The organism is Marivita cryptomonadis (assembly GCF_002115725.1).
Lineage (GTDB): Bacteria > Pseudomonadota > Alphaproteobacteria > Rhodobacterales > Rhodobacteraceae > Marivita > Marivita cryptomonadis.
Genome location: NZ_JFKD01000004.1, coordinates 69,701 through 90,998 on the forward strand (window position 1 = coordinate 69,701; position 21,298 = coordinate 90,998).

19 protein-coding genes are annotated in these 21,298 nt (G+C 59.8%); 12 read left to right on the forward strand and 7 right to left on the reverse strand.

The window, feature by feature from the left end:
- Positions 1-36: 36 nt before the first annotated feature.
- Together MCRY_RS05770 and MCRY_RS05775 are read right to left on the reverse strand one after the other, a co-directional pair.
- On the reverse strand, positions 37-3,771 hold the full coding sequence (locus MCRY_RS05770; protein WP_085628541.1) for a choice-of-anchor L domain-containing protein: 3,735 nt from the start codon (positions 3,769-3,771) through the stop codon (positions 37-39).
- Between the two features lie 260 nt (positions 3,772-4,031).
- Positions 4,032-5,063, reverse strand: a complete 1,032-nt coding sequence (locus MCRY_RS05775; RefSeq protein ID WP_085628542.1) for a LacI family DNA-binding transcriptional regulator — start codon at positions 5,061-5,063, stop codon at positions 4,032-4,034.
- Positions 5,064-5,192: 129 nt separating this feature from the next.
- On the opposite strand from MCRY_RS05775, the gene MCRY_RS05780 reads away from it, so the two are divergent.
- Genes MCRY_RS05780 through MCRY_RS05790 form a run of 3 tightly spaced genes read left to right on the forward strand, consistent with a single transcriptional unit; the run spans position 5,193 to position 7,421 of the window.
- A complete protein-coding gene (locus MCRY_RS05780; RefSeq protein WP_085628543.1) occupies positions 5,193-6,272 on the forward strand; it encodes a fatty acid desaturase family protein in 1,080 nt (359 codons plus the stop codon).
- Between the two features lie 34 nt (positions 6,273-6,306).
- Entirely contained in the window at positions 6,307-6,615 is a 309-nt protein-coding gene (locus tag MCRY_RS05785) for a MocE family 2Fe-2S type ferredoxin (protein WP_085628544.1), read from the forward strand.
- 8 nt (positions 6,616-6,623) lie between these two features.
- A complete protein-coding gene (locus MCRY_RS05790) occupies positions 6,624-7,421 on the forward strand; it encodes a 3-methyl-2-oxobutanoate hydroxymethyltransferase (RefSeq protein ID WP_085628545.1) in 798 nt (265 codons plus the stop codon).
- An 18-nt stretch (positions 7,422-7,439) separates the two neighbouring features.
- On the opposite strand, the gene MCRY_RS05795 is transcribed toward MCRY_RS05790, so the two are convergent.
- The 4 genes from MCRY_RS05795 to iolC all read right to left on the reverse strand — a co-directional run bounded on the left by MCRY_RS05795 (position 7,440) and on the right by iolC (position 10,684).
- Complete coding sequence (locus MCRY_RS05795; RefSeq protein ID WP_085628546.1) at positions 7,440-7,856, reverse strand: VOC family protein; 417 nt, start codon at positions 7,854-7,856, stop codon at positions 7,440-7,442.
- A 178-nt stretch (positions 7,857-8,034) separates the two neighbouring features.
- Positions 8,035-8,859, reverse strand: coding sequence for a class II fructose-bisphosphate aldolase (locus MCRY_RS05800; RefSeq protein WP_085628547.1), 825 nt, complete (start codon positions 8,857-8,859; stop codon positions 8,035-8,037).
- Positions 8,856-9,695 (reverse strand): 5-deoxy-glucuronate isomerase, encoded by an 840-nt coding sequence (locus MCRY_RS05805; RefSeq protein WP_085628548.1) that lies wholly within the window; start codon positions 9,693-9,695, stop codon positions 8,856-8,858. Before MCRY_RS05805 ends, MCRY_RS05800 begins: the two co-directional genes overlap by 4 nt.
- Before the next feature lie 11 nt (positions 9,696-9,706).
- Entirely contained in the window at positions 9,707-10,684 is a 978-nt protein-coding gene (gene iolC / locus MCRY_RS05810; RefSeq protein WP_085628717.1) for a 5-dehydro-2-deoxygluconokinase, read from the reverse strand.
- An 82-nt stretch (positions 10,685-10,766) separates the two neighbouring features.
- Between iolC and MCRY_RS05815 the strand changes: the two genes are divergently transcribed.
- The 3 genes from MCRY_RS05815 to MCRY_RS05825 are packed head-to-tail and all read left to right on the forward strand — an operon-like array spanning position 10,767 to position 13,975.
- The gene (locus MCRY_RS05815) at positions 10,767-11,885 is read left to right on the forward strand and encodes a Gfo/Idh/MocA family protein (protein WP_085628549.1); all 1,119 of its coding nucleotides are present in this window, start codon (positions 10,767-10,769) and stop codon (positions 11,883-11,885) included.
- Positions 11,882-12,772, forward strand: coding sequence for a TIM barrel protein (locus MCRY_RS05820; protein WP_085628550.1), 891 nt, complete (start codon positions 11,882-11,884; stop codon positions 12,770-12,772). Before MCRY_RS05815 ends, MCRY_RS05820 begins: the two co-directional genes overlap by 4 nt.
- 42 nt (positions 12,773-12,814) lie before the next feature.
- On the forward strand, positions 12,815-13,975 hold the full coding sequence (locus MCRY_RS05825; protein WP_085628551.1) for a Gfo/Idh/MocA family protein: 1,161 nt from the start codon (positions 12,815-12,817) through the stop codon (positions 13,973-13,975).
- 14 nt (positions 13,976-13,989) lie between these two features.
- Here the strand turns inward: MCRY_RS05825 and MCRY_RS05830 are convergent, their stop codons facing one another.
- Entirely contained in the window at positions 13,990-14,988 is a 999-nt protein-coding gene (locus MCRY_RS05830) for a LacI family DNA-binding transcriptional regulator (RefSeq protein WP_085628552.1), read from the reverse strand.
- A 151-nt stretch (positions 14,989-15,139) separates the two neighbouring features.
- Between MCRY_RS05830 and MCRY_RS05835 the strand changes: the two genes are divergently transcribed.
- The 6 genes from MCRY_RS05835 (at position 15,140) to iolG (ending at position 21,298) form a co-directional block, all read left to right on the forward strand.
- Positions 15,140-16,168, forward strand: a complete 1,029-nt coding sequence (locus MCRY_RS05835) for a LacI family DNA-binding transcriptional regulator (RefSeq protein WP_085628553.1) — start codon at positions 15,140-15,142, stop codon at positions 16,166-16,168.
- Positions 16,169-16,312: 144 nt separating this feature from the next.
- Positions 16,313-17,128: a TIM barrel protein gene (locus MCRY_RS05840; RefSeq protein WP_085628554.1), complete on the forward strand. Its 816-nt coding sequence runs from the start codon at positions 16,313-16,315 to the stop codon at positions 17,126-17,128.
- A 77-nt stretch (positions 17,129-17,205) separates the two neighbouring features.
- Positions 17,206-18,150, forward strand: a complete 945-nt coding sequence (locus MCRY_RS05845) for a sugar ABC transporter substrate-binding protein (protein WP_085628555.1) — start codon at positions 17,206-17,208, stop codon at positions 18,148-18,150.
- 101 nt (positions 18,151-18,251) lie between these two features.
- Positions 18,252-19,334, forward strand: coding sequence for an ABC transporter permease (locus tag MCRY_RS05850; protein ID WP_085628556.1), 1,083 nt, complete (start codon positions 18,252-18,254; stop codon positions 19,332-19,334).
- 12 nt (positions 19,335-19,346) lie between these two features.
- Positions 19,347-20,126, forward strand: a complete 780-nt coding sequence (locus MCRY_RS05855) for an ATP-binding cassette domain-containing protein (RefSeq protein ID WP_085628557.1) — start codon at positions 19,347-19,349, stop codon at positions 20,124-20,126.
- 167 nt (positions 20,127-20,293) lie between these two features.
- Complete coding sequence (gene iolG / locus MCRY_RS05860) at positions 20,294-21,298, forward strand: inositol 2-dehydrogenase (protein WP_085628558.1); 1,005 nt, start codon at positions 20,294-20,296, stop codon at positions 21,296-21,298.

Here is a 21,298-nt window from a genome sequence, read left to right on the forward strand (position 1 = left end):
GCTGTGTTCTATTCATTCGATTTTGGAAACAATGCCTCAGCAAACCGAAGACTGAACTGGCTGCGGCGACAATGTGCGAACACATGGCGGCGTCTTGATCGGTTCCGAGGCGCGATGTCGGTGACTGTGCCTTTTCAAATCTCGAAGGTGTCGGGGCAAGTCATTCCGCGGGGCAAACTCCCGTGCCGATGCTCCATAGCTCGCCTGCGCTTCTGAGACATCAAGTCGAGGGAACAGGGCGAATATCTCACGCCGCGCGGTGGGCGCAACCGCGGCCAAGGCGAATTTGCCGGGATAAAAGCTTTCTGAGGCTGCACCATTGGCGAACACGATCTGATGTTGGTCGAACATCAGGTGCAGATAGGTGACCTCTCGGCGGCCTGTCATGATCCGTGCTGCACCACCTTGCATATCCGCAAGCCAAGTGGCGCGGACAAGCCGCTCTTCGCCATTTATCTGCAGCAAAACCCCGTGCTGCGGTGAAACGGCAAGGCAGCTTTCGCCGCCAGTCAGCTTTGGTGAAAGCTGGATCGGCAGCAGTTTTGGGTTTCGAACAAGATCGTGCTGACTGACGGACCGCCGACCGATCCAACGCAAGACCTGCACGCCATTGTCTTGCGTGACGATACGGTCACCGACCCGAAGCGTATCAATCAACCGTTCTCCGGTTTCGGTCAGGATGCGGGTGCCGGACACGAAACACACCACACCGGTGTTTTCGACATTGAAAAAGCTGGTGCTGGCAACGCCGTTGGTAAACACCAAACCGCCATCGCCAAATGGGGTGTTGTCGCTGTAATCCGCGCCACCAATCCCGTCATTGGACTGGTTCAGGATGCCGTCATCCCGGTAGTCCGACGTCAGTTCCCAGATATCGTCGTAATAGGCCGACAGGTCGACCCGGTCATTGTTGGTGCTGTCGCCATCTGTCAGCGTTCCGGAATTACCGACGTTGAAATCGCTGATCGTGTCAAAACCATCGCCGGGGGCATAGACGAAGGTGTCGTCACCGTCGCCGCCTGTCAGGGTGTCGTTGCCAGCACCACCAATGACAAGGTCATCGCCGCCACCTGCATCGATGCTGTCTGCACCATCCGCGCCCATGTCGACTATCGACAGGACAGGGTTCGTCAAAGCCACGTCAGAGTTGGCGTTGACTGTATCACCGTTGGGCGTGGCGTCCTCGATGACGATCGTTGTGGTCGTGTCGGTCGCGGTAAAGCTGTGGGTATAGCTTTGCGCGCCCACCATATCGGCTGGGATGGTGATGGTCTGATTGCCGATTTGCAGGACATGTGCGCCCTGTTCGGTGCCGACATGCTCCAGATCGAAGGTGAGTGTGTAGGTCTCTCCGATCTCGGTTTCCAGCGTATAGGTCAACGTTCCGCCGACAGTTGCGCCAAACCCGAAGTGATAGCTGTCCGACCCAAAGTCCTGCACGCCCGCGCCAACGACCGGCGCGGTCAGAGAGATCGCCACATCCACCGGCGTGTCGCCATGGATCGTGTCGTTGCCCAAACCGCCCGAAATCGTGTCGGCACCGCCGCCGCCGGCGATTACATCAGCACCACCACCGGCATCGATCAGGTCATTGCCCGACCCGCCGGTGATCGTGTCGTGGGTGGTTTCGGCGTTGATCGTGTCGTTGCCCGCATCGCCGTGCAACTGGTCGCCGAATTGGACCAACTCACTTGTGGAATTGATCAGATCGTCGCCGTCACCGCCGTAAACAGTGTCATAACTCTGCTGTACGGTGATCGTGTCGTTGCCTGCGCCGCCGAAAACCAAATCGTCGTCGTTGGAATAATAGCCGGTCCCGATGAAAACGTCATTGCCGTCGCCAAGATCCACGACATCGGCCCAGCCTTCAGGGGACACACCAGTGTCATCTGTGACAACATCATCGCCATCACCGGCATAAATCGTGTCTGCCCCGCCGCCAGCATCAATAGAGTCCGCCCCGGTGCCACCGAAGATCGTGTCTTCGCCTGTTCCGCCAAAAAGCGTGTCATCGCCGTCATTGCCGGTGATCAGGTCATTACCGCTTCCGCCGGCAATGAGATCATTGGCCCCGGTCTCGTTGCTGGGGAGGGTCGTGGTGAAGATGTTGTCCACTGTCGGTGCCACGCCTTCGCCTTCGATGTTGAAGGTCTGGCTGTTGCCGGACGCATAGGCGATCTTGACCGTTACGCTGTAGTCATTGTCGCTGCTGCGCGTCGCGCTGAACGAGAAATCGACATAGCGTTCAGGCAGGACGATCTTGTCCAAACCGTAATCGAAACTGCGCACGGCCAGCGTGTTGGTGGAGTTCGTGGTGGCAACAAGGATATAGTCTGCCACGCCGTCGCCTGTGCGGTCACCATCTGTGCCCGCGTCCAGCGAAATCGTGGCGTTCGAGAACGGCTCAGCCAGCCACTGGAAATAGTTGCCGCCGGAGTTGCCGTTGGCGCTCTGCCCATTGGCCACATCAAGATAGCTGATTGGGGAAAACCCGATGCCGCCGTCCAGCGTGTCATTGCCTGTGCCACCGTCGATGACATCCGCGTCCGCTCCGCCATCGACGATATCATCACCGGCACCGGCTAGAATGGTGTCTCGGCCTTCAAAGCCGTTTATGACGTCACCGTCGCCACTTGTGCCTAGCACACCAAGGGAATCGTTGTTGTCGACCCGGTCTCCCTGAGGATCGCCTGTGTAATTCACGTCGATCAGATCAGCGCCGGTGGTTCCGTTTACATACCCATCTGGGTCCGGCACCGCTGCTGTTGTGACCGTGACATAGCCGACATCCGTGATGCCGTTGCCGTCAATCACTTCGTAAGTGAATGTCGACGCAGTCAGGTCGCCATCCGTCACCACCGAGAAGGTGCCATCGGAGTTGAGCGTGACAGCCTCGCCAGTGCCGAACGTGACTGTGTCGCCCGCCACGACATCAACACCGTTGATCTTTGTAATGGTCAGCCCTTGGCCCGAGTAATCGGTATCATTCGCAAGGACGTCGAGGACCGCTGGGCTGTTTGGCTCGAGTTCGATTTCGTCCGCGAAGGCGATAGCAACGGTTTGCAGACTGTTTGCGGCAATCAGGAAGTTGGAATCGAGTTCGCCATCTCCACTATCGGCGACACCGATTTTGATCGTATTCTCGACCCCGGCATTGACCGGGGCCTTCAACGCCATCGTGATAGTGAAGCCATCCATCTCGGTGTTGTAAAAATCGGATGCCGCAGGGTTGTCGACGTAGAGGTTGGAATTGACTGTTGTGTTGACTGTGTCGATCGAAACCGCTTCCACGGTCGGGGTCAGTTCGACAACACTCCCGTTGATCATGACGGCGATAACGTCGTTGAAACCGCTATTGACGAATTCGAGATACTCTTCCGACGAAAAGACGAATTGCATCGTCAGGAAGTCATTGTCTGGGATAAAGACAGCTTCGAAAATGGCAGCGTCGAACGTTGTGTAGCCAGACATCGTCGTCAGGTCTGGGTCGCCCGCACCGCCATGGACGGTACTCGTTCCTTCCAGCGTATTTGTGTCTGTGGTGCCGCTGGAATTCGTGAAATCCGCGACATTACCGGTCGAGAAAATCACACCGCTGTCGCTTGGAACAACGCCGGGCGACGTTGTAAGGCCATCGCTGTAAATGCCGGTCTGGCCCGCCGTGCCTGTCAGGGTGGACGATATAACCGTAATGCCGGGCCCGAAAATCGTATCAGCGACCAGGGACGCATCAGTCGTCTGTGCGATGTTGAGTTCGGTTGCGATGGGCATGTGATGTCGGTTCCCGAATCTACGAGCGGCTTAGCGGTTTCGAATTCTGAGGGGGCAAGCCGTCAGAGCCTCTGTGCCTCGTGTATAGGGATGCGATTGGCAGGGTCTGGCAGCCGGTGTCATTGTCGCTGGTCCCATTCGAAAGAGGCTCGTTCAGACACTTCAACGGACAGGACAGGCGGCGCTTTAGGCGAAACCGATCATCCCTCGGACAGGTTGTTGTCCGAGGGCCACAGAGGGACACGTCGCTTGATGGTCTGTCAGACGGACTCGGGAAGATAGATTTGCGGATCGAACAGTGCTGGTTTCTGCACCGCTGCGCTCCCATGCAGCGCCGTTCCGGTCATCGTTGCGACCAACATTGTGCACAGCGCCCGCAATGGCGTTGCGATCACCATCGTCCCATAGCCATCAGCCAAGGCAGCGCGGCTGTCTTCGGTCAGTTCATTGACAATCAACGCCACCTTGCCCGGCGGGCGCGCCTCGCGCAGTGCTGCAATTGCGCCTTCCATCCCGCCACCGGCCACGTAGATCCCGGCAAGATCGCCATGGCGCTGCAACAGGTCGAGCGTCGCCTCATAGGTGACTTGCCGGGTCTCAAGATTGACGCTCGTGTCGGTGATCGTGATCTGCGGACCGTGCTCGCGCAACGCCGCGCGAAAGCCGGTCTCGCGCAACCCCTGACCGTGCCATCTCGCGCCACCCACCATTACAGCGACGCGGCAAGGGCGCTGCAACTGGGTTGCCATCATCCACCCCGCCAATCGCCCCACCTTCATGTTGTCCAGCCCGAAATATCCAGCACCCGCCCGGCCCGCGAAATCATTGAGCAGGGAAAACACCGGAACACTCTGATCGGCAAGCTCTTCCACCAGTCGGATCATCGTGGGGTGGTTGATGGCTGTGGCAGCGACAGCCGTGCTATGCGCCGCGGCGGATCGGATGGCCGTTGCGAAATCATCAGGCGCTTGGGACGGCGAGAAGTGGATGTGTGGCGTGACGTTGGCCTCGGACTGGGCGTCACAGGCCGCCCTGATCTCTGTTGCAAACTGCTGATAGAACGCTTGCGACGGTTTGTGCAGCACAAAGCCAAGCTCCAGCGCCGGCCGGTCAGCCAACTGCATATGCGATGCGTGATCGGGCAGGGGATAGCCAATCTGTCGGGCGGCCTCCAAAACACGTGCGATGCTGCGCTTGGATACATTGGCCCGCCCATTCACCACGCGATCCACGGTTGCCACACCGACACCAGCGGCTGTGGCAAGATCCCGAAGCGTTGGGTGTCGCGGCATGATGTAAATCCATCAATGAAAGGGTCTGAACTGATGTAAACTGATGGCTTTTGCTTTGCAAAACCTTTGCCGGATCGGTGTTCCCCCGTAACGTGACCTCCAACACACCCAAATTCGGATCCAAGGATCATGGCAAAACGCGATTATTCCCTGCTGGGGCCAAATGCCCGCCATGCGGTCGAAACCGGGCTTGCGGCGGCAGAGTGGTATCACACCGACATTCCTCGAGCGCAGATGAAAGAGCTGATGAAACGGTCTGATCAGCCCGCGATCCGCGACACGATCCTCCTTTTCGCCAGCATGATCGGCCTGGCGGGTATCGGCATCGCCTTTTGGTCGTCATGGTGGAGCGCGCCGTTCTGGCTGGCCTATGGCGTGCTTTACGGCTCGGCCATGGACTCGCGCTGGCACGAATGTTCCCACGGCACGGCGTTCAAGACGCGCCACTACAACGACTGGCTTTACCAGATCGCCAGCTTCTGCATGGTGCGCAACCCGGTGTCCTGGCGGTGGAGCCACGCACGCCACCACACCGACACGATCATCGTTGGCCGCGACCCCGAAATCGTTGCCATGCGTCCTCCTGCGCTGTTCCGGATTGCGGTGAATTTCCTCGGGATTTTCGACGCTTATGACGGCTGGAAACGGATGCTCTATAACGCGTCGGGCCGCATTCACCCGGAAGAGGCCGACTACATCCCAGAACAGGAACAGCCCAAGGTCATCCGCGTTGCCCGCATCTGGGTCGCGATCTATGCCGCGACCATTGCGTTGGCGTTGGCAATGGGGTCGATCCTGCCGCTCATGGTGATCGGTCTGCCCCGGCTTTACGGCGCATGGCATCATGTGCTGACCGGTGTGATGCAACATGCAGGGTTGGCCGACAACGTCACTGACCACCGGCTGAATTCGCGCACCGTCTATATCAATCCGGTGTCGCGCTTCATCTATTGGAACATGAACTACCACGTCGAACATCACATGTTTCCGATGGTGCCCTATCACCGGCTGCCCGACCTGCATGCGGCGATCAAACACGACTTGCCTGCGGCCAATACGTCGATGTGGCAGGCCTACAGAGAAATCCTGCCGATCCTTCGCCGTCAGTTGGCTTATGAGGACGTGTTCCTAAAGCGCGATCTGCCGCCCACTGCGAAACCCTATCGCGAGGATTTCCACGCAGCCGCCCTCGGCGCTGCTGCCGAATAACCCAAGACCCAACAGACCACGAAGGAGGCCCAGCATGCCCTGGATCGACGCCTGTGCGACCGATGACATCGACGAAGAAGACCTGATCCGCTTCGATCACGAAGACCGCACCTTTGCCATCTATCACAGCCCAGATGGCGACTATTTCTGCACCGATGGCCTGTGCACGCACGAGCATGTGCATCTCGAAGACGGGCTGGTGATGGAATACGAAATCGAGTGCCCCAAGCACAACGCCACCTTCGATTACCGCACCGGAGAGGCCAAACGCGCCCCCGCCTGCGTGAACCTGAACACCTACAAAACCAAGGTCGAAGGTGGCCGCGTTTTGATCGAGGTCTGACGGTGGGCATGTATCACAACCGCCCCACGGTCGCTGACCTGCGCGCGCGCAAGGCGCGGGGCGAAAAGCTGACCATGCTCTTTGTCGAAACCCCGGACGAGGCCCGCGCTGCAGCGGCGGCAGGGATCGACATGTTGTCGATCATCGCGCCGTTCTGGACGCCCGCCATGCGCGCGGCGGCGGGGGAGTGCTTTGTTCAGGTCGGCTTGCTTTACGGTGAGCTTTGCACCGGCGAGGATTACCTGCGGGCGGCCCATGCCGCGATGCAGAGCGGTGGAGATTGCGTCTATTGTTCGGCCTCGCTCGACATCCAGAAACTGCTTTGTGACAATGGCATCCCGGTGGTGGCTCATGTCGGCTTGATCCCGTCGCAATGCACCTGGACCGGCGGCTTCAAGGCGGTGGGAAAAACAGCAGACAGCGCCAAGGCGGTCTGGGACCATGTCAAACGGCTGGAGCAAATCGGCTGTTTCGGCGCAGAGCTTGAAGTCGTGCCGGATCGCGTGGCGGAACTCATCGCGCGGAATACGCCGCTTCTGATGCTGGGCATGGGGGCCGGCGCACATGCCGATGCGCAATACCTTTTTGCCGAAGACGTGCTGGGCCACGGCACCAACAAACAACCGCGTCACGCCAAGCGATATCGCAACTTCGCGTCGGAATTCGCGCGCCTTCAAGACGAACGCATCGCGGCCTTCGGAGAGTTTATCGCGGATGTGAAAACCGGCGCATATCCGGCGCCCGAGCATTGCGTTCCGATCTCTGACAGCGAGTTCGATGCCTTCCGTGCGGCGCTCGAGAGCTGATGCAGATTGCGTCCGGTCTTAGTCGTCCCGGCTGGGATCGCTCGGATTGCTTGAAAACAGCGCGATCTTGTTGCCCTGCGGGTCGCGCAAATAGCCCACATAGAAACGCGGGCCATAGTCAGCTCGAAAACCCGGTTGCCCCTCATCGGACCCACCTGCAGCCAACGCGGCGGTGTGCAGATCGCGGACCTGCGCCTGATCAGCGGCCTCAAACGCCACCATTGTTCCGTTTCCGGCTGAGGCGGGACGCCCGTCGAACGTGGGTTTGACGTAGAAATCCGGGTGAATGGGCGATTGGCCCGGCGGGACCGGCAGCGCATAGCTCAGCCCTTCGGAGCCTTGGGTCATGCCATAGCCAAGGGCAGGTAGGAACGCCGAATAGAACCGTTTGGCCTGTTCGATGTCATCTGCACCAACTGTGACATAGGCGATCATAGGGTTTGGTCCTTTACTGGGTCGAGCGCTACCATCATGACAGCCTTCCGCAAAGGTTGAACAGGCTGTTCTGAAAAGCAGTGTCCCATGCCTGTGCCAAGCAAAGGCAGCGCCCGAACCGCCCCCACGGGGCAGGCGCGATGCTGGTTCGACGCTGAATAGGTGAAAACCCGGAGGATCAGCGCAATCCCCGGATGACCTCACGCGCTTTCTGTGTCAACGGTTCCTCCACCGCCGACAAAATTGCGATCCGATCAAACACATCAGGCCGTGCCGTCAAAGTTCCGCGCAAAGCCCCGCCGAACGTCATGCGCAACTCGGTGCCGATGTTGAATTTGCAAATGGCACTCTTCCGCGCGAGGTCTTGGCGCAGGTCATGCGGCAAGCCGGACCCCCCGTGGATCACCAAAGGCACGTCCGTCATAGCCTCGATCCGGGCCAGCCTGTCGCGGTCGATCTGCGCTGATTGCTCGGTTTGCAGATGAACATTGCCGATGGACACGGCCACTGCATCAACGCCCGTTTCAGCCGCAAAGCGGACCGCCTCAACCGGGTCGGTTCCGTGGGACTCCCCGCCGTCTGCATAGCCCACAAACCCGATCTCTCCTTCGCAGGACACACCGGCTGCATGCGCCATCTCCACGATTGCCCGTGTCTGTGCGATGTTCTCGTCCAACGAAAGGCGCGAGCCGTCGAACATCACCGACGTGAATCCCAGCGCAATTGCCTCTTCGCATTCCTCAACGCTGGTCCCGTGATCCAGATGCGACACCACCGGCACCGACGCCCCGTCTGCCAATGCGTGAAACATCGCCGCCCAGACAGGCAGGGGCATGTGCGTCCGCGCACCCGGTCCGGCCTGCAGGATGACCGGCGCGCCTTCGGCCTCGGCGGCGGCGACATAGGCGCGGGCATCCTCCCAGCCAAGGCAGACCAGCCCGGCCACGGCGTATCCGTCCCGCAATGCGGGTTGCAACACCTCGGCCAGCGTTGCGCGGGTCATTTGAACTTGGCCACCATGTCCATGATGCCGGGGATCGTGTGCAATTGCTCGGCATGGGTCGGCTGGAAATACTGCTTGAGCGAGCGCTGCGACAGCCCGCCAAGGATGGTGAAGTAATACATCTCGTATCCCGGCAGCGCACAGCAGGGGTGATAGCCCTTATCGATCAACACGGTCGATCCGTTCATGATGTGATACGCATCCCCCGGCTCGTTATCGACCCGCTGAAGCATTTGCAGACCCGACCCGTAGTCCGGTTTGAATCGGAAATTGTACGTCTCGTCATGCCGCGTCTCGTCCGGGAGGCGGTCCGTATCATGCTTGTGCGACGGGAAGCCCGACCAGCCGCCAGCGCCAACAGTGAACAACTCGGACACGAGCAGCCGCCCGACGCGGTCGTGGTGGTTGGCCCCAAGGATGTGCTTGATCTTACGATGGGTCTTGGTGTCGTCGCTCCCGTATTGCACGAGGTCCAAGTCATCCTTGCGGATTGCAAAGGGTTGCAAGGCCGTTGCAAATTTTGCACCTGCGATAAACACCTCGGTGTCGGTGCGCGCAGTGATCCGGGCACCTGATCCGGTCGGCACATAGACGCCCTCCGGATCGCCATCCCACACGTCTGCGCCCCGATGGCCGATATCGGCAAATGTCTCGCCCGCCGTTTCGACCGTCACCGTCCCGGTCGCGGGGACGATGCAGGTTTCGTACGCTTCAAGCTGGTAATCGTACGTTTCACCCGCCTTCAGCTTCACGATGTTAAAGTAATTGAGCGGCACCAGCGGGTGGTCCACATCAACGATCGGTTGGTTCGCGTTGTCAAAGGGGGGGATGTGCATAAAGCCTCCTGTCAGGCGGGGCGCATGGTAGAGCGCGCCATGAATTCGGTCACTTCGTCAGGGGTCGGCATGGCAGGCGCGCACGCCACGCGCGACACCACGATGGCAGCAGCGGCTGAGCCTTTGCGCACCGCGTCCGCGACGGTCTGGCCCTCGGCCAGCGCGGCAAGAAAGCCTGCCATAAAGCTGTCGCCCGCGCCGGTGGGTTTCAGCGCTTGGGTTTCGAAAATGCCGGTGCGTGTCTCGCCCTCAGGCGTGATGGTGATCGCGCCCAGTTCGCCCATCTTGTAGACGACGATCTGCGCGCCTTCGTTCAGTAAAGATCGCGCTTTCTCAAGCCCTTGGCCTTCGGCTCCGGCCATGAAGTCGAACTCCACATCATTGCCGATGACGATGTCACACAACGCGGCAGCGCGGGAATAGACATCAGACGCTTCCTGCGCCGAGGCCCAGGAATAGGGCCGGTAATCCACGTCGAAAATCACGGGCACCCCAGCTGCATTTGCACGCTCGAACGCATGGAATGTGGCGCTGCGCGAGGGTTCTGCTGCCAGTACCGTGCCTGTGGTGATCAGCGCCGAAAACCCGGCATAGGGCAGGGCGTCGACATCCTGCATCGTCATCGCGAAATCGGCGGCGTTGTTGCGGTAGATCACCGACTGCGTGTTCTCCAACCGCGTTTCCACCACAGCCAGCGAGTTGCGCGCTTCGCCTGCGACCGACCGCACGAAGCGACGATCAATCCCGTAATTGTCCAGTTGTTTCAGGCAGTAACGCCCCACCGCATCATCCGACACGCAGGTGACCAATGCCGCGTCGCAGCCCATTCGGCAAAGACCCGCGGCGATGTTGGCTGACGATCCACCAAGTGCTGCGGTGAACTGCACGGCGTCTTCGATTTCCGTGCCCGGTGGATCGGCATAAAGATCCATCCCTGCGCGTCCAATCACGAGGAAGCCTTTGCCGCGGAGCCGGGCCAGATCTTTCATGGTCACACTCGTTTTGAGTTGCACGGGTTTGAACAGGACGATACAGATTTTGCAACCGGTTGCAAGATGCAGGGAGGACTCCATGTCCGAGATCGGAATTGGGATCATTGGCGGGGGCTACATGGGCAAGGCGCATGCCGTTGCCATGTCGTCTGTTGCTGCCGTGTTCGACACGCCTTTGCGCCCCCGTCTTGAGATGATCGCCGCCTCGAGCCTCGCCAGTGCAGAACGGTATCGCGCTTCTTTTGGCTTCAACCGCGCTGCCTCCGATTGGCAAACGCTGGTCACAGACCCCAAGGTCGACGCCGTGGTGATCGCGTCACCACAGGACACCCACCGCGCCATCGCTGAAGCTGCCATCGCGCTAGGCAAGCCGGTGCTGTGCGAAAAGCCATTGGCAGATACGCTGGAAGACTCCCGCGCGATGGTCCAAGCGGCCGAGGCGGCGGGCGTGCCGAACATGATCGGCTTCAACTATATCCGCACTCCGGCCAGCCAGTTCGTCCGCCAGCTCTTGGCCGAACGCACCATCGGCGATGTCACATGGTTCCGCTGCGAACACACCGAAGACTTCCTGTCCGACCCATCAACGCCCTTCAACTGGCGCTGCACGGGACTCGCCAATGGCAATATGGGCGATCTTGCCCCGCATCCGATCAACGCCGCCCTTGCGCTGATAGGGCCAGTGGCCAAGGTTTGCGCGGATCTCGAAACCGTGCACACCTCCCGCCCCGGCGGCAAGGTGGACAATGACGACCACGCGCAGATCATGGTGCGCTTTGCCTCTGGCGTCATGGGCCACATCTATTCCAGCCGCATCGCGACGGGCCGAAAGATGGGCTATGCCTATGAGATCACCGGCACGAAGGGCGCGATCCGGTTTGATCAGGAAGACCAGAACGCCGTCTGGCTGTACCTCGCCGAAGGGCCTGAGGCGACACGCGGCTTTCGCAAGATCCTCACCGGACCTGCGCATCCTGACTACCTTCCGTTCTGCCAGGGGCCGGGCCACGGCACCGGCTATCAGGACCAGATCATTATCGAGGCCAAGGACTTTCTCACCGCCATCCACACCGGAGAGGCCGTCTGGCCCACCTTCCGCGATGGGCTTGCCGTTGCCGAGGTGATCGAAGCCATCCACGCCTCTGCCAATGGGGGCGGATGGACAAACGTCAGCGATTTTCAGGAGACCACAGCATGACCATCCGCATCGGCAATGCCCCCTGTTCCTGGGGTGTCGAATTCGCAGGCGACCCGCGCAACCCGCCTTGGCGGCAGGTGCTGAGCGACTGCGCGGAGGCGGGCTATACCGGTATCGAACTGGGGCCGGTGGGCTTCATGCCCGAAGACCCGGTAGAACTGGGCGAGGCACTGTCCGAATTCGGCATGGAACTGATCGGCGGCGTGGTGTTCCGCCCGTTTCATGACGCCACCAAATGGGACGATGTGCTGGACGGGGTGAACCGCACAGCCAAGGCGCTTGCCGCGCATGGGGCGCAACATTTCGTGCTGATCGATTCCATTTCGCCCCGCCGTGCGCCCACCGCAGGTCGGGCGGATGAGGCCGAGCAGATGGGGGCGGATGAATGGCGCGCCTTTGTGCAGCGCATTGAAACAGCGGCCAAGATTGGCGCGGAGGAGTATGGGCTGATCCCTTCGATCCATGCCCACGCAGCCGGGTTCATTGACTTCGAGCCGGAACTGGAACGCCTGTTGGATGAAGTCGATCCAAGCCTACTCAAGATCTGCTTCGATACCGGCCACCACTCTTATGCCGGGTTCGATCCGGTGGCGTTCATGCAGCGCCATATCGACCGGATATCCTACATGCATTTTAAGGACATTGATCCTGCGGTGAAGGCGGATGTCGTGGCCAACCGCACCGATTTCTACAAAGCCTGTGGGCAGGGCATCTTCTGCAACCTCGGTCAGGGCGACGTTGACTTCCCGGCGGTACGAAACGTGCTTTTGGGCGCGGGTTTCGACGGCTGGTGCACGGTTGAACAGGACTGTGATCCGACGCTTGACGTGCGGCCCATCGACGACGCGCGTGCGAACCGCGAATACCTTACCTCTATCGGCTTCTGATCCGCGCACAGGGTCAGGACGTTTCACGAAAGGACGAACAGAATGGCAAAGCTTCGGTGGGGCATGATCGGTGGCGGCGAAGGCAGCCAGATCGGCCCGGCGCATCGCTTGGGCGCGGGGCTTGACGGGCATTTCGAGTTTACGGCAGGTGCGCTGGATCACCGGCCCGACGCTGGGCGCGACTATGGCAAACGGCTGGGCCTGGCCGAGGATCGCGCCTATGGCGATTGGCGCGAGATGCTGGCGGGCGAAAAGGGCCGGGACGACCGGATTGATCTGGTGACGGTCGCCACCCCCAATGCCACGCATTTCGAGATCACAAAGGCGTTTCTTGAAGCCGGGTTTCATGTGCTCTGCGAAAAGCCCATGACCATGACCGTCGAAGAGGGCGAAGAGATCGTGCGCCTGACAAAATCCACCGGACGCATCTGCGCGGTGAATTACGGCTATACCGGTTACAGCCTTGTCCGTCACATGCGTGCGATGGTGGCGCGGGGCGATCTGGGACGCATCCGGCTGGTCAAGGCCGAGTTCGCCCACGGCCATCACGCCGATGCCGCCGATGCCGACAACCCCCGTGTGCGCTGGCGTTATGATCCGGCGCAAGCCGGCGTCAGCGCGCAGTTTGCCGATTGCGGTATTCACGCGCTGCACATGGCGTCGTTTGTCATCGGGCAGGAGGTTGACCGCATGAGCGCCGATACGGTGAGTTGCATCGAGAGCCGCGTTCTCGAAGACGACGCCATGCTGAACCTGCGGTTTGATGGCGGCACGGTGGGGCGGCTCTGGACCTCGTCCATCGCGCTGGGCAATCAGCACGGTCTGTCGATCCAGGTCTTCGGCGAAAAGGGCGGATTGCGCTGGGCGCAGGAACAGCCGAACCAGCTCTACTACATGCCGCTGGGCCAGCGTTTGCAGGTGATCGAACGCGGTGAGGCGAACCTATCGCCCGAGGCCGACCGCACCAGCCGTGTCACCATCGGTCATGCCGAAGGGATGCCGCTGGCCTTTGCCAACATTTATGCCGATCTGGCCGAGGCGATCCGGGCCGAGAAAGACGGCCGCGCGATGGATCCGGCGGCGAACCTTTATCCGCGTGCAGAAGACGGATTGCGGTCGATGGCGGCGGTGTTTGCCGTGGCGCAAAGCGGCAAGGCCCAAGGCGCATGGGTGGATGCCCGCCCGCCGATGTTCCGCACATAAACAAAGGCTGCGCGTCAGGGTTTGGCGCGCAGCGTTTTCCGGTCGATCAAGGTACAGGGCAACAGGACCATCTGTGGCTCGGTCGCCGGGTCAGCGATGCCTTGACGGATCAGGTCGACCGATGTGGCTACGATCTGCTGTGCCGGTTGGCGGATCGTAGTCAGTGCAATGCGGTCCCAACCGGCCATGTTCATATCGTTGAGGCCGATAAAGCCGATGTCTGACGGAATGCTGCGGCCCAAAGCAGTGGCCGCGTCCATTGCGCCGATGGCGATCACATCGTCGCCGCAGAACCACGCTTCGACTTCGGGTACGGAATCCAGCGCGCGGGTCATGGCGACGCGCCCGGCCTCGTAAGAATAGGCGGTGGCGAACTCAACCTCCGGGGCCAAGCCATGTGTCAGAAGCTCGGTCTGAAACCCGCGCAAACGGTCGGCGGTTGTGGCCGCGTTTTGCGGCCCCCCCAGAAACCCGACCTGCCGATAGCCGCGTTCGATCAGTGTCACGGCGGCAAGGTGCCCGGCTTCGGTATTGTCGATGCTCACCCGCCCGGTTTGCGGCGCCTCGGAGGACCAGCCAAAAGCATGGACCACGGGGATGCCCGCGTCGTGAAACACCTTGGCAAAATCGGGTGGCAGGGTGGAGGAGGCGACGATCACCCCGTCAACATTGTATTGCCGCAGCATGGACAGTGACCGGCTCGCGTCTTCTTCGGCGCTGAGATTGATGAGCAAGGGGCGCAATTCCGCTTTTTGCAGGGCGCGGGTGAACAGATCAAAGATCTCAAGAAAGTAGGGGTTGGTGAAGTTGTTGGAGATCAGACCGATCAGCGCGGTGCGGCCGGTTGTCAGGCTCGAGGCCAGCACGTTAGGCATGTAACCCAGCTCTTTGGCGGCAGCTTCGACCTTGGCGCGGGTCTTGGCGGACACCGACGCGCCGGGCGTAAAGGTGCGGGAGACAGCGGATTTCGAGACACCCGCCCGAAGTGCAACGTCCTGAAGAGTGATGGGCATCCGTGGTGTTTCCTTTTGCGCGTTGCACCATTTTGACCGGGCGTTGCAGGATTTTGCAACAGGTTGCAAAAATCCCAGTCCAAAAATGCACTCTTGCCGAAAAGACATCATTCGTGATGGAGTGAGTACTTCTACAGATCGGAGGCAAGGCATGGCACGCAGAGCAACCATCAAAGATGTGGCCCGTGTGTCCGGTCTTAGCACCGCGACCATCGACAGGGCGCTGAATGGACGTGTGACGGTGCGTGAAGAAACCCTGCGCCGGATCGCCGACGCGGCCCGAGAGGTTGGGTATCATGCGCGGGGAGTCTTGGATCACCGTCTGGATGCGACTGTTCCCGAACTGCGGATCGGTGTGGTGCTGCTCAAGGAAAAGCAGCACTTCTATCAGGCGTTCCGTGCAGAGATCGAACGGGCGGTTTTAGAGCGGACGGACATCCGGGGAAAGGTTGCCATCCGGTTCTCGAATTCGCAGTCCCCAAGCGAATTCGCGGAGCTTCTGCAAAAGCTTGGGGCCGAATGCGATGCTGTGGCGGCGGTCGCTGTCAACCACCAGAGCCTGGACAAGGTGGTGTCTGATCTCAAGGCCAAAGATGTGCCGGTGTTTTCGCTTCTCAATGACTTTGCGCAAGGAATTAGGCGTAGTTACATTGGGTTAAACAACATGAAGGTGGGTCGGCAAGCTGCTTGGATGTTGACCCAAACTGCCACGCCGGGCCGGGTTGGGATCTTTGTCGGAGGTAATAGATGGCATGGCCACGACCTGCGCGAAGTGGGGTTTCGCGCCTTCATGCGAGAGAATGCGCCAAGCTTTGAAACGCTCGAAACGCTGGTCAATCTTGAAACCCGGCAAGTCACCTACGAGGCCACCTTGAGCCTATTGGAACGTCACCCCGACCTGCGCGGGATCTATGTCGCGGGTGGCGGGATGGAGGGTGCGATTGCAGCCCTGCGCGAGGTACGGCCACCGGGCAAGGTGCGTCTGGTGGTCAATGAAGTGACGGCTGACAGCCGGGCAGGGCTGTTGGATGGATATGTGCAAATGGCGATTTCAACGCCGCTTCGGGATGTCTGTCAAAGTATGATCGATTTGGCGATCAAAGCCTGTTCCGACCCGAACTCGACCTCGGTCGAGCAGCATTTTCTGGACCCAAGGATCATCCTTCCCGAGATCTTGTAGTGATGTAAAAGCATCATTTTGCATCTGCAGAAATCCATCATGGTTGATGTAAAGCGACTGTCGAACGATTGACGGAATCGCCCAACCTTCGCACAGCTTACCCAGCGTCAAACTGGCCGAAGCATTTGGGAGGATGTGATCGACATGAAGCGTGCGCTCAATCACATGACGGTTCCCCGACTTGGATACGAGTCGTTTCTTGCGCTGGCCGCATCGCTTGAATGCATTGGGGTCGAGGTACGCAACGATCTGGATCGCGCGCTATTTGACGGGACCGATGCGGCAACCGCTGGCAAGATGGCACGCGATGCCGGGCTGCGTCTTGTCGGTGTAAGCCAGGTCTATCCGTTCAACAGTTGGTCAGATGCGATTGCCACCGAAGTGCGCGACCTGATCGCCACCGCCACCGCCTGTGGAGCGGAAACCATCAGCCTGATCCCGCGCAATGACGGAACAGAATGCGGCAACGGGGAACGGCACGCCAATCTGCGCATCGCACTGAAAAATATCAAACCGATGGTCGACGATGCCGGGCTGATCGCGCTGGTCGAACCTTTGGGTTTTCCACGTTCTTCGCTGCGATCCAAACAAGACTTGGTGGAGACAATCGAGGCGTTGGACGCCGCGCATGTGTTCAAGATCGTGCATGACACGTTCCATCACACCTTGGCCGAAGGTGGCCCGTTGTTCCCGGCGCAAACCGGCATCGTGCATATCTCGGGGGTCGTCGATCCGACATTGGGTATCGACCAGATGGAGGACGAACACCGTGTTCTGGTCGATGAAAAAGACCGGCTGAGCAACGTCGCACAGATCCGCGCTTTGCTGGATGCCGGATATGACGGCCCGATTTCTTACGAGTGCTTTTCACCGCTAACACATGCGCTGCGTGATCCTGAAAGCGCGATCCGCAAATCGTTCGAGTTCATTTCTTCGCAGCTGGCGGTAGAGGCCGCCTGAGTGAAGGGAAACTGCCCCGAATGGGGCTCCGGCGTGTAAAAATGGTGTGCCGGCACCACTTTGGGAGGACTAGACTGATGAAAAAAACCCTTATTGCCGCGGGCCTTGCCGCCCTCATGTCGACCACCGCGATGGCGGAAACCATTGGTGCGTCGATTGCGCGGTTCGACGACAACTTTCTGACCGTGATGCGCAACGGTATGGTGGATTACGCGGCAGGCATCGACGGTGTCGACCTTCAGGTCGAAGACGCACAGGATGACGTGGCCAAGCAGCTGGACCAGATCAACAACTTCATCGCCTCCGGTGTGGATGCGATCATCGTAAACGCAGTCGACACGTCGGCAACCGAGGCGATGTCACAGGCCGCAGCCAACGCAGGCATTCCGTTGGTCTATGTGAACCGCCAGCCGATCAACGTGGACAACCTGCCGGACAATCAGGCCTTTGTGGCGTCGAACGAAATCGAATCCGGCACATTGGCCGCGTTCGAGGCGTGCAAATTGCTGCGCGGCATGGGCTATGCCGGTGGTGCATCGGGCTACCTGATGATGGGCCAGCTGTCGAACCAAGCGGCTGTTCAGCGGACAAAAGACGTGGACGATATCCTTGGGATCGACATGTGTAACTTCATCTCGATCAACGACCGCCAGACTGCAAACTGGTCGCGCGACGAAGCGCAGGATCTCATGACCAACTGGCTGTCCTCGGGCGAAGAGTTCCAGGTCGTTTTCGCCAACAATGACGAAATGGCCATCGGCGCGATCCAGGCGATGAAAGCCTCCGGCATTTCTATGGAAGACGTGGTTGTGGTCGGCGTTGACGCAACGCAGGACGCTCTGGTTGCGATGCAGGCAGGCGATCTTGATGCAACAGTGTTCCAGGACGCGTTTGGTCAGGGTGAAGGGTCGGTCGATGCGGCACTGGCGCTGGCCCGTGGCGAAGACGTGGACCAGAAGGTCTACATCCCGTTCAAGCTGGTGACCCCGGCGAATGTCGACGAGTTCCTCAGCAAGAACTGATCTGCTGACACAGCGACACGGCAGGGCGCATCCTGCGCCCTGTCCATTTTAGCACCGAAGCCCGGTTCGGGCGCAGACCAAATCCATCAGGAGTGTCACCCATGGCGGAGACCACGCAAGGGACGGGCGGGCTGAAATACGACAGTTCCAAGCGCAGCTGGCCCAACGAATTCAACATCTTCATCGCGCTTGTGATCATCGTTGCGATCTTTGAAGTGCTCGGTCAGGTGTTGCCCTACATGAATGGGCAGAGCTTTCTGTTCGACACCAATGACCGGTTCAATTCCATCTTCAACGAAGCGCGGTTGCAGATCATCATTCTGCAGGTGGCGATTATCGGGATCATCTCGCTGGGCGTGACGCAGGTTATCATTTCGGGCGGGATCGACCTTTCCTCGGGGCCATTGGTCGCCGCCACCGCGATGATCGTGATGTCGTTTGCCCAGACCGAACTGGTCAACGGCAACCCCAACCCCAAAGCGGTGTTCGGGTCGTGGGCCTTTGATCTGCCAGTGATTATTCCAATCATTGTTGGTTTGGCCTTCGGTGCCTTCATCGGCGCGATCAATGGCATGTTCATCGCCTTCACGCGCATCCCGCCGTTCATCGCGACACTGGGCATGTTCCTGATCTGCCGCGGTATCGCGCAATGGTGGACCCGTGGCCAGCCCGTGTCGTTCCCGACCGAAAGCTACGCTGGTTTGGGCGCGGGCATGATGCCGGTGGTCTGGTTCGTGATGCTGGCGATCCTGTGCCATGTGCTGCTGCGCTATACGGTTTACGGCAAGCACACCTATGCCATCGGATCGAACGAAGACGCGGCGCGCATGTCGGGGATCAACGTCAGACGGCACAAGGTGATGGTCTACATGATCGCCTCTATGCTGGCAGCGTTTGCGGCCATTATCCTCAGCTCCAAAAACCTCACGGCGCAATCCGGTATGGGGCTGTTCTACGAGCTTTACGCCATCGCGATGGCGGTGATCGGCGGGGTCAGCCTGACTGGTGGGCGCGGGTCCATCATCGGCACGGTTCTGGGGGCCATGGTGTTCGGCGTGATCCAGTCCGGGTTCACCTATATCAAGCTTGACGCGTACTTTCAGATCATGGCGATGGGCGCGATCATCATTGGCGCTGTGGTGCTCGACAAATGGCGGCAACAACGCGCAAGCGCGCGGCCATAAGGAGGCGAGACAATGTCAGATATCATTCTTGAGACCCGCAACCTGACCAAACATTACGGCGGTGTGCACGCCTTGCAGGATGCGACATTTACCCTGCGCAAAGGTGAACACGTGGCCATCATGGGCGACAACGGCGCGGGCAAATCAACCTTCGTGCGCCAGATCACGGGGGTCGAACAGCCGACACGCGGAGAGATCCATTTCGGCGGCAAACAGGTGCACTTTGCCGGGCCGCTGGATGCCCGCGAGGCCGGGATTGAAGCGGTGTTCCAGACGCTGGCTTTGGCTGATGATCTGGATGTGTCGGACAACCTGTTTCTGGGGCGGGAAAAGACCAAGTTCGATTGGCTGGGGCCGTTCCGGTTTCTTGACTACAAGGCGATGCGCGCTGACACGATTGCCGCGCTGGAAAAAACAGCGGTGAAGATCCCCAACATCCGCAACACGATCCAGAACATGTCCGGCGGTCAGCGCCAATGTGTGGCGATTGCCAGAACGGCGACCTTCCATTCCAAGCTGACCATCATGGACGAACCGACGGCGGCCTTGGGGGTTCAGGAAACCGCACAGGTGGAAAACATCATCCGCACCCTGAAAGAACAGGGTGAGCCCCTGATCCTCATCAGTCACAACATGCGGCAGGTGATGGATCTGGTGGACCGGATCGTCGTGTTCCGCAGGGGTCGCATCTGCGCCAACCTGCGCAAGGAAGACACCGACGGGCAAGATGTTGTGGCCTATATCACTGGGGCCAAGACGCAGCCCGAATACGAGGTGGCGGAAGCGGTCTGATCAAAGGCGAAGCCGCCGAACAAACCTCGAATTGTGGGCAAGCTGCGGCTAAGGCTGTTTTGCCCGCAACGTGCCGGCTCCGGGCTTTGACCGGACAACCAGAGCACTGACGGCAACAGAACAAGAATATCCCAAGCGAAAGGCTTTGGGAGGACAAAGGAAGACCCATGACTGTCAGATTTGCCATCCTTGGTGCAGGCCGCATCGGCCAAGTGCACGCCAAGGCGGTCACCGCCACCCCGGGTGCCACACTGGTTGCCATTGCCGACCCCATGACCGAGGCGGCGCAATCGGTCGCCCAAAAATATGGCTGCGATATCCGCACCATCGACGAGATCGCGGCGTCCTCGGACGTGGACGCGGTCTTGATCTGCACCCCGACCAACACCCATGCGGACCTGATCGAGCAGTTCGCAAAGGTGGGCAAGGCGATGTTCTGTGAAAAACCCGTCGATCTGAGCTTGAAGCGGGTGCAGGACTGCCTTGCCACCGTTGCCGCCGAAGATGCGACACTCATGGTCGGCTTCAACCGCCGGTTTGATCCCGACTTCATGGCAGTCAAAGCCGCTATTGACGCGGGTCGCGTGGGTGATGTCGAAATGATCACTATCACCTCACGCGATCCTGGTGCGCCGCCGGTGGAGTACATCAAGGTGTCCGGCGGCATTTTCCGGGACATGACCATCCACGATTTCGACATGGCTCGCTGGCTCTTGGGCGAAGAGGTTGAAACCGTGATGGCGCAGGCTTCGGTCCTGACCGACCCCAAAATTGGCGAGGCGGGCGATTTTGACAGCGTCAATGTCATGTTGCGCACCGCATCCGGCAAACAGGCGATCATCACCAATTCCCGCCGTGCAACCTATGGCTATGACCAGCGCATCGAAGTGTTAGGTTCGGGTGGCATGGTCAGCGCCAAGAATATGGCCGAAGCCAATATCGAACTGGCCAATGGTGACGGCTTTGGCACGCCGCCGCTGCTCAACTTTTTCATGACCCGTTACGTTGCCGCCTATGAAAACGAGATCGCGGCTTTTGTCGCCTCTGTCGCCGATGGCGCACCGACACCGACGACGGGGCAGGACGGTCTGATGGCGCTGGCACTGGCCGATGCGGCAGTGTTGTCGGTCAAAGAGGGCCGCGCGGTTAAACTTTCCGAGATCACGGGCTGA

Bases quoted from the DNA above. Each gene is read 5' to 3' on its own strand.
- MCRY_RS05825 (WP_085628551.1), top strand. From the start codon at position 12,815: ATGGCAAAGCTTCGGTGGGGCATGATCGGTGGCGGCGAAGGCAGCCAG.
- MCRY_RS05820 (WP_085628550.1), top strand. From the start codon at position 11,882: ATGACCATCCGCATCGGCAATGCCCCCTGTTCCTGGGGTGTCGAATTC.
- MCRY_RS05815 (WP_085628549.1), top strand. From the start codon at position 10,767: ATGTCCGAGATCGGAATTGGGATCATTGGCGGGGGCTACATGGGCAAG.
- MCRY_RS05780 (WP_085628543.1), top strand. From the start codon at position 5,193: ATGGCAAAACGCGATTATTCCCTGCTGGGGCCAAATGCCCGCCATGCG.
- MCRY_RS05805 (WP_085628548.1), bottom strand. From the start codon at position 9,695: ATGCACATCCCCCCCTTTGACAACGCGAACCAACCGATCGTTGATGTG.
- MCRY_RS05800 (WP_085628547.1), bottom strand. From the start codon at position 8,859: ATGACCCGCGCAACGCTGGCCGAGGTGTTGCAACCCGCATTGCGGGAC.
- iolC (WP_085628717.1), bottom strand. From the start codon at position 10,684: ATGAAAGATCTGGCCCGGCTCCGCGGCAAAGGCTTCCTCGTGATTGGA.
- MCRY_RS05770 (WP_085628541.1), bottom strand. From the start codon at position 3,771: ATGCCCATCGCAACCGAACTCAACATCGCACAGACGACTGATGCGTCC.
- MCRY_RS05855 (WP_085628557.1), top strand. From the start codon at position 19,347: ATGTCAGATATCATTCTTGAGACCCGCAACCTGACCAAACATTACGGC.
- MCRY_RS05775 (WP_085628542.1), bottom strand. From the start codon at position 5,063: ATGCCGCGACACCCAACGCTTCGGGATCTTGCCACAGCCGCTGGTGTC.
- MCRY_RS05850 (WP_085628556.1), top strand. From the start codon at position 18,252: ATGGCGGAGACCACGCAAGGGACGGGCGGGCTGAAATACGACAGTTCC.
- MCRY_RS05790 (WP_085628545.1), top strand. From the start codon at position 6,624: ATGTATCACAACCGCCCCACGGTCGCTGACCTGCGCGCGCGCAAGGCG.
- MCRY_RS05830 (WP_085628552.1), bottom strand. From the start codon at position 14,988: ATGCCCATCACTCTTCAGGACGTTGCACTTCGGGCGGGTGTCTCGAAA.
- MCRY_RS05840 (WP_085628554.1), top strand. From the start codon at position 16,313: ATGAAGCGTGCGCTCAATCACATGACGGTTCCCCGACTTGGATACGAG.
- MCRY_RS05785 (WP_085628544.1), top strand. From the start codon at position 6,307: ATGCCCTGGATCGACGCCTGTGCGACCGATGACATCGACGAAGAAGAC.
- iolG (WP_085628558.1), top strand. From the start codon at position 20,294: ATGACTGTCAGATTTGCCATCCTTGGTGCAGGCCGCATCGGCCAAGTG.
- MCRY_RS05795 (WP_085628546.1), bottom strand. From the start codon at position 7,856: ATGATCGCCTATGTCACAGTTGGTGCAGATGACATCGAACAGGCCAAA.
- MCRY_RS05845 (WP_085628555.1), top strand. From the start codon at position 17,206: ATGAAAAAAACCCTTATTGCCGCGGGCCTTGCCGCCCTCATGTCGACC.
- MCRY_RS05835 (WP_085628553.1), top strand. From the start codon at position 15,140: ATGGCACGCAGAGCAACCATCAAAGATGTGGCCCGTGTGTCCGGTCTT.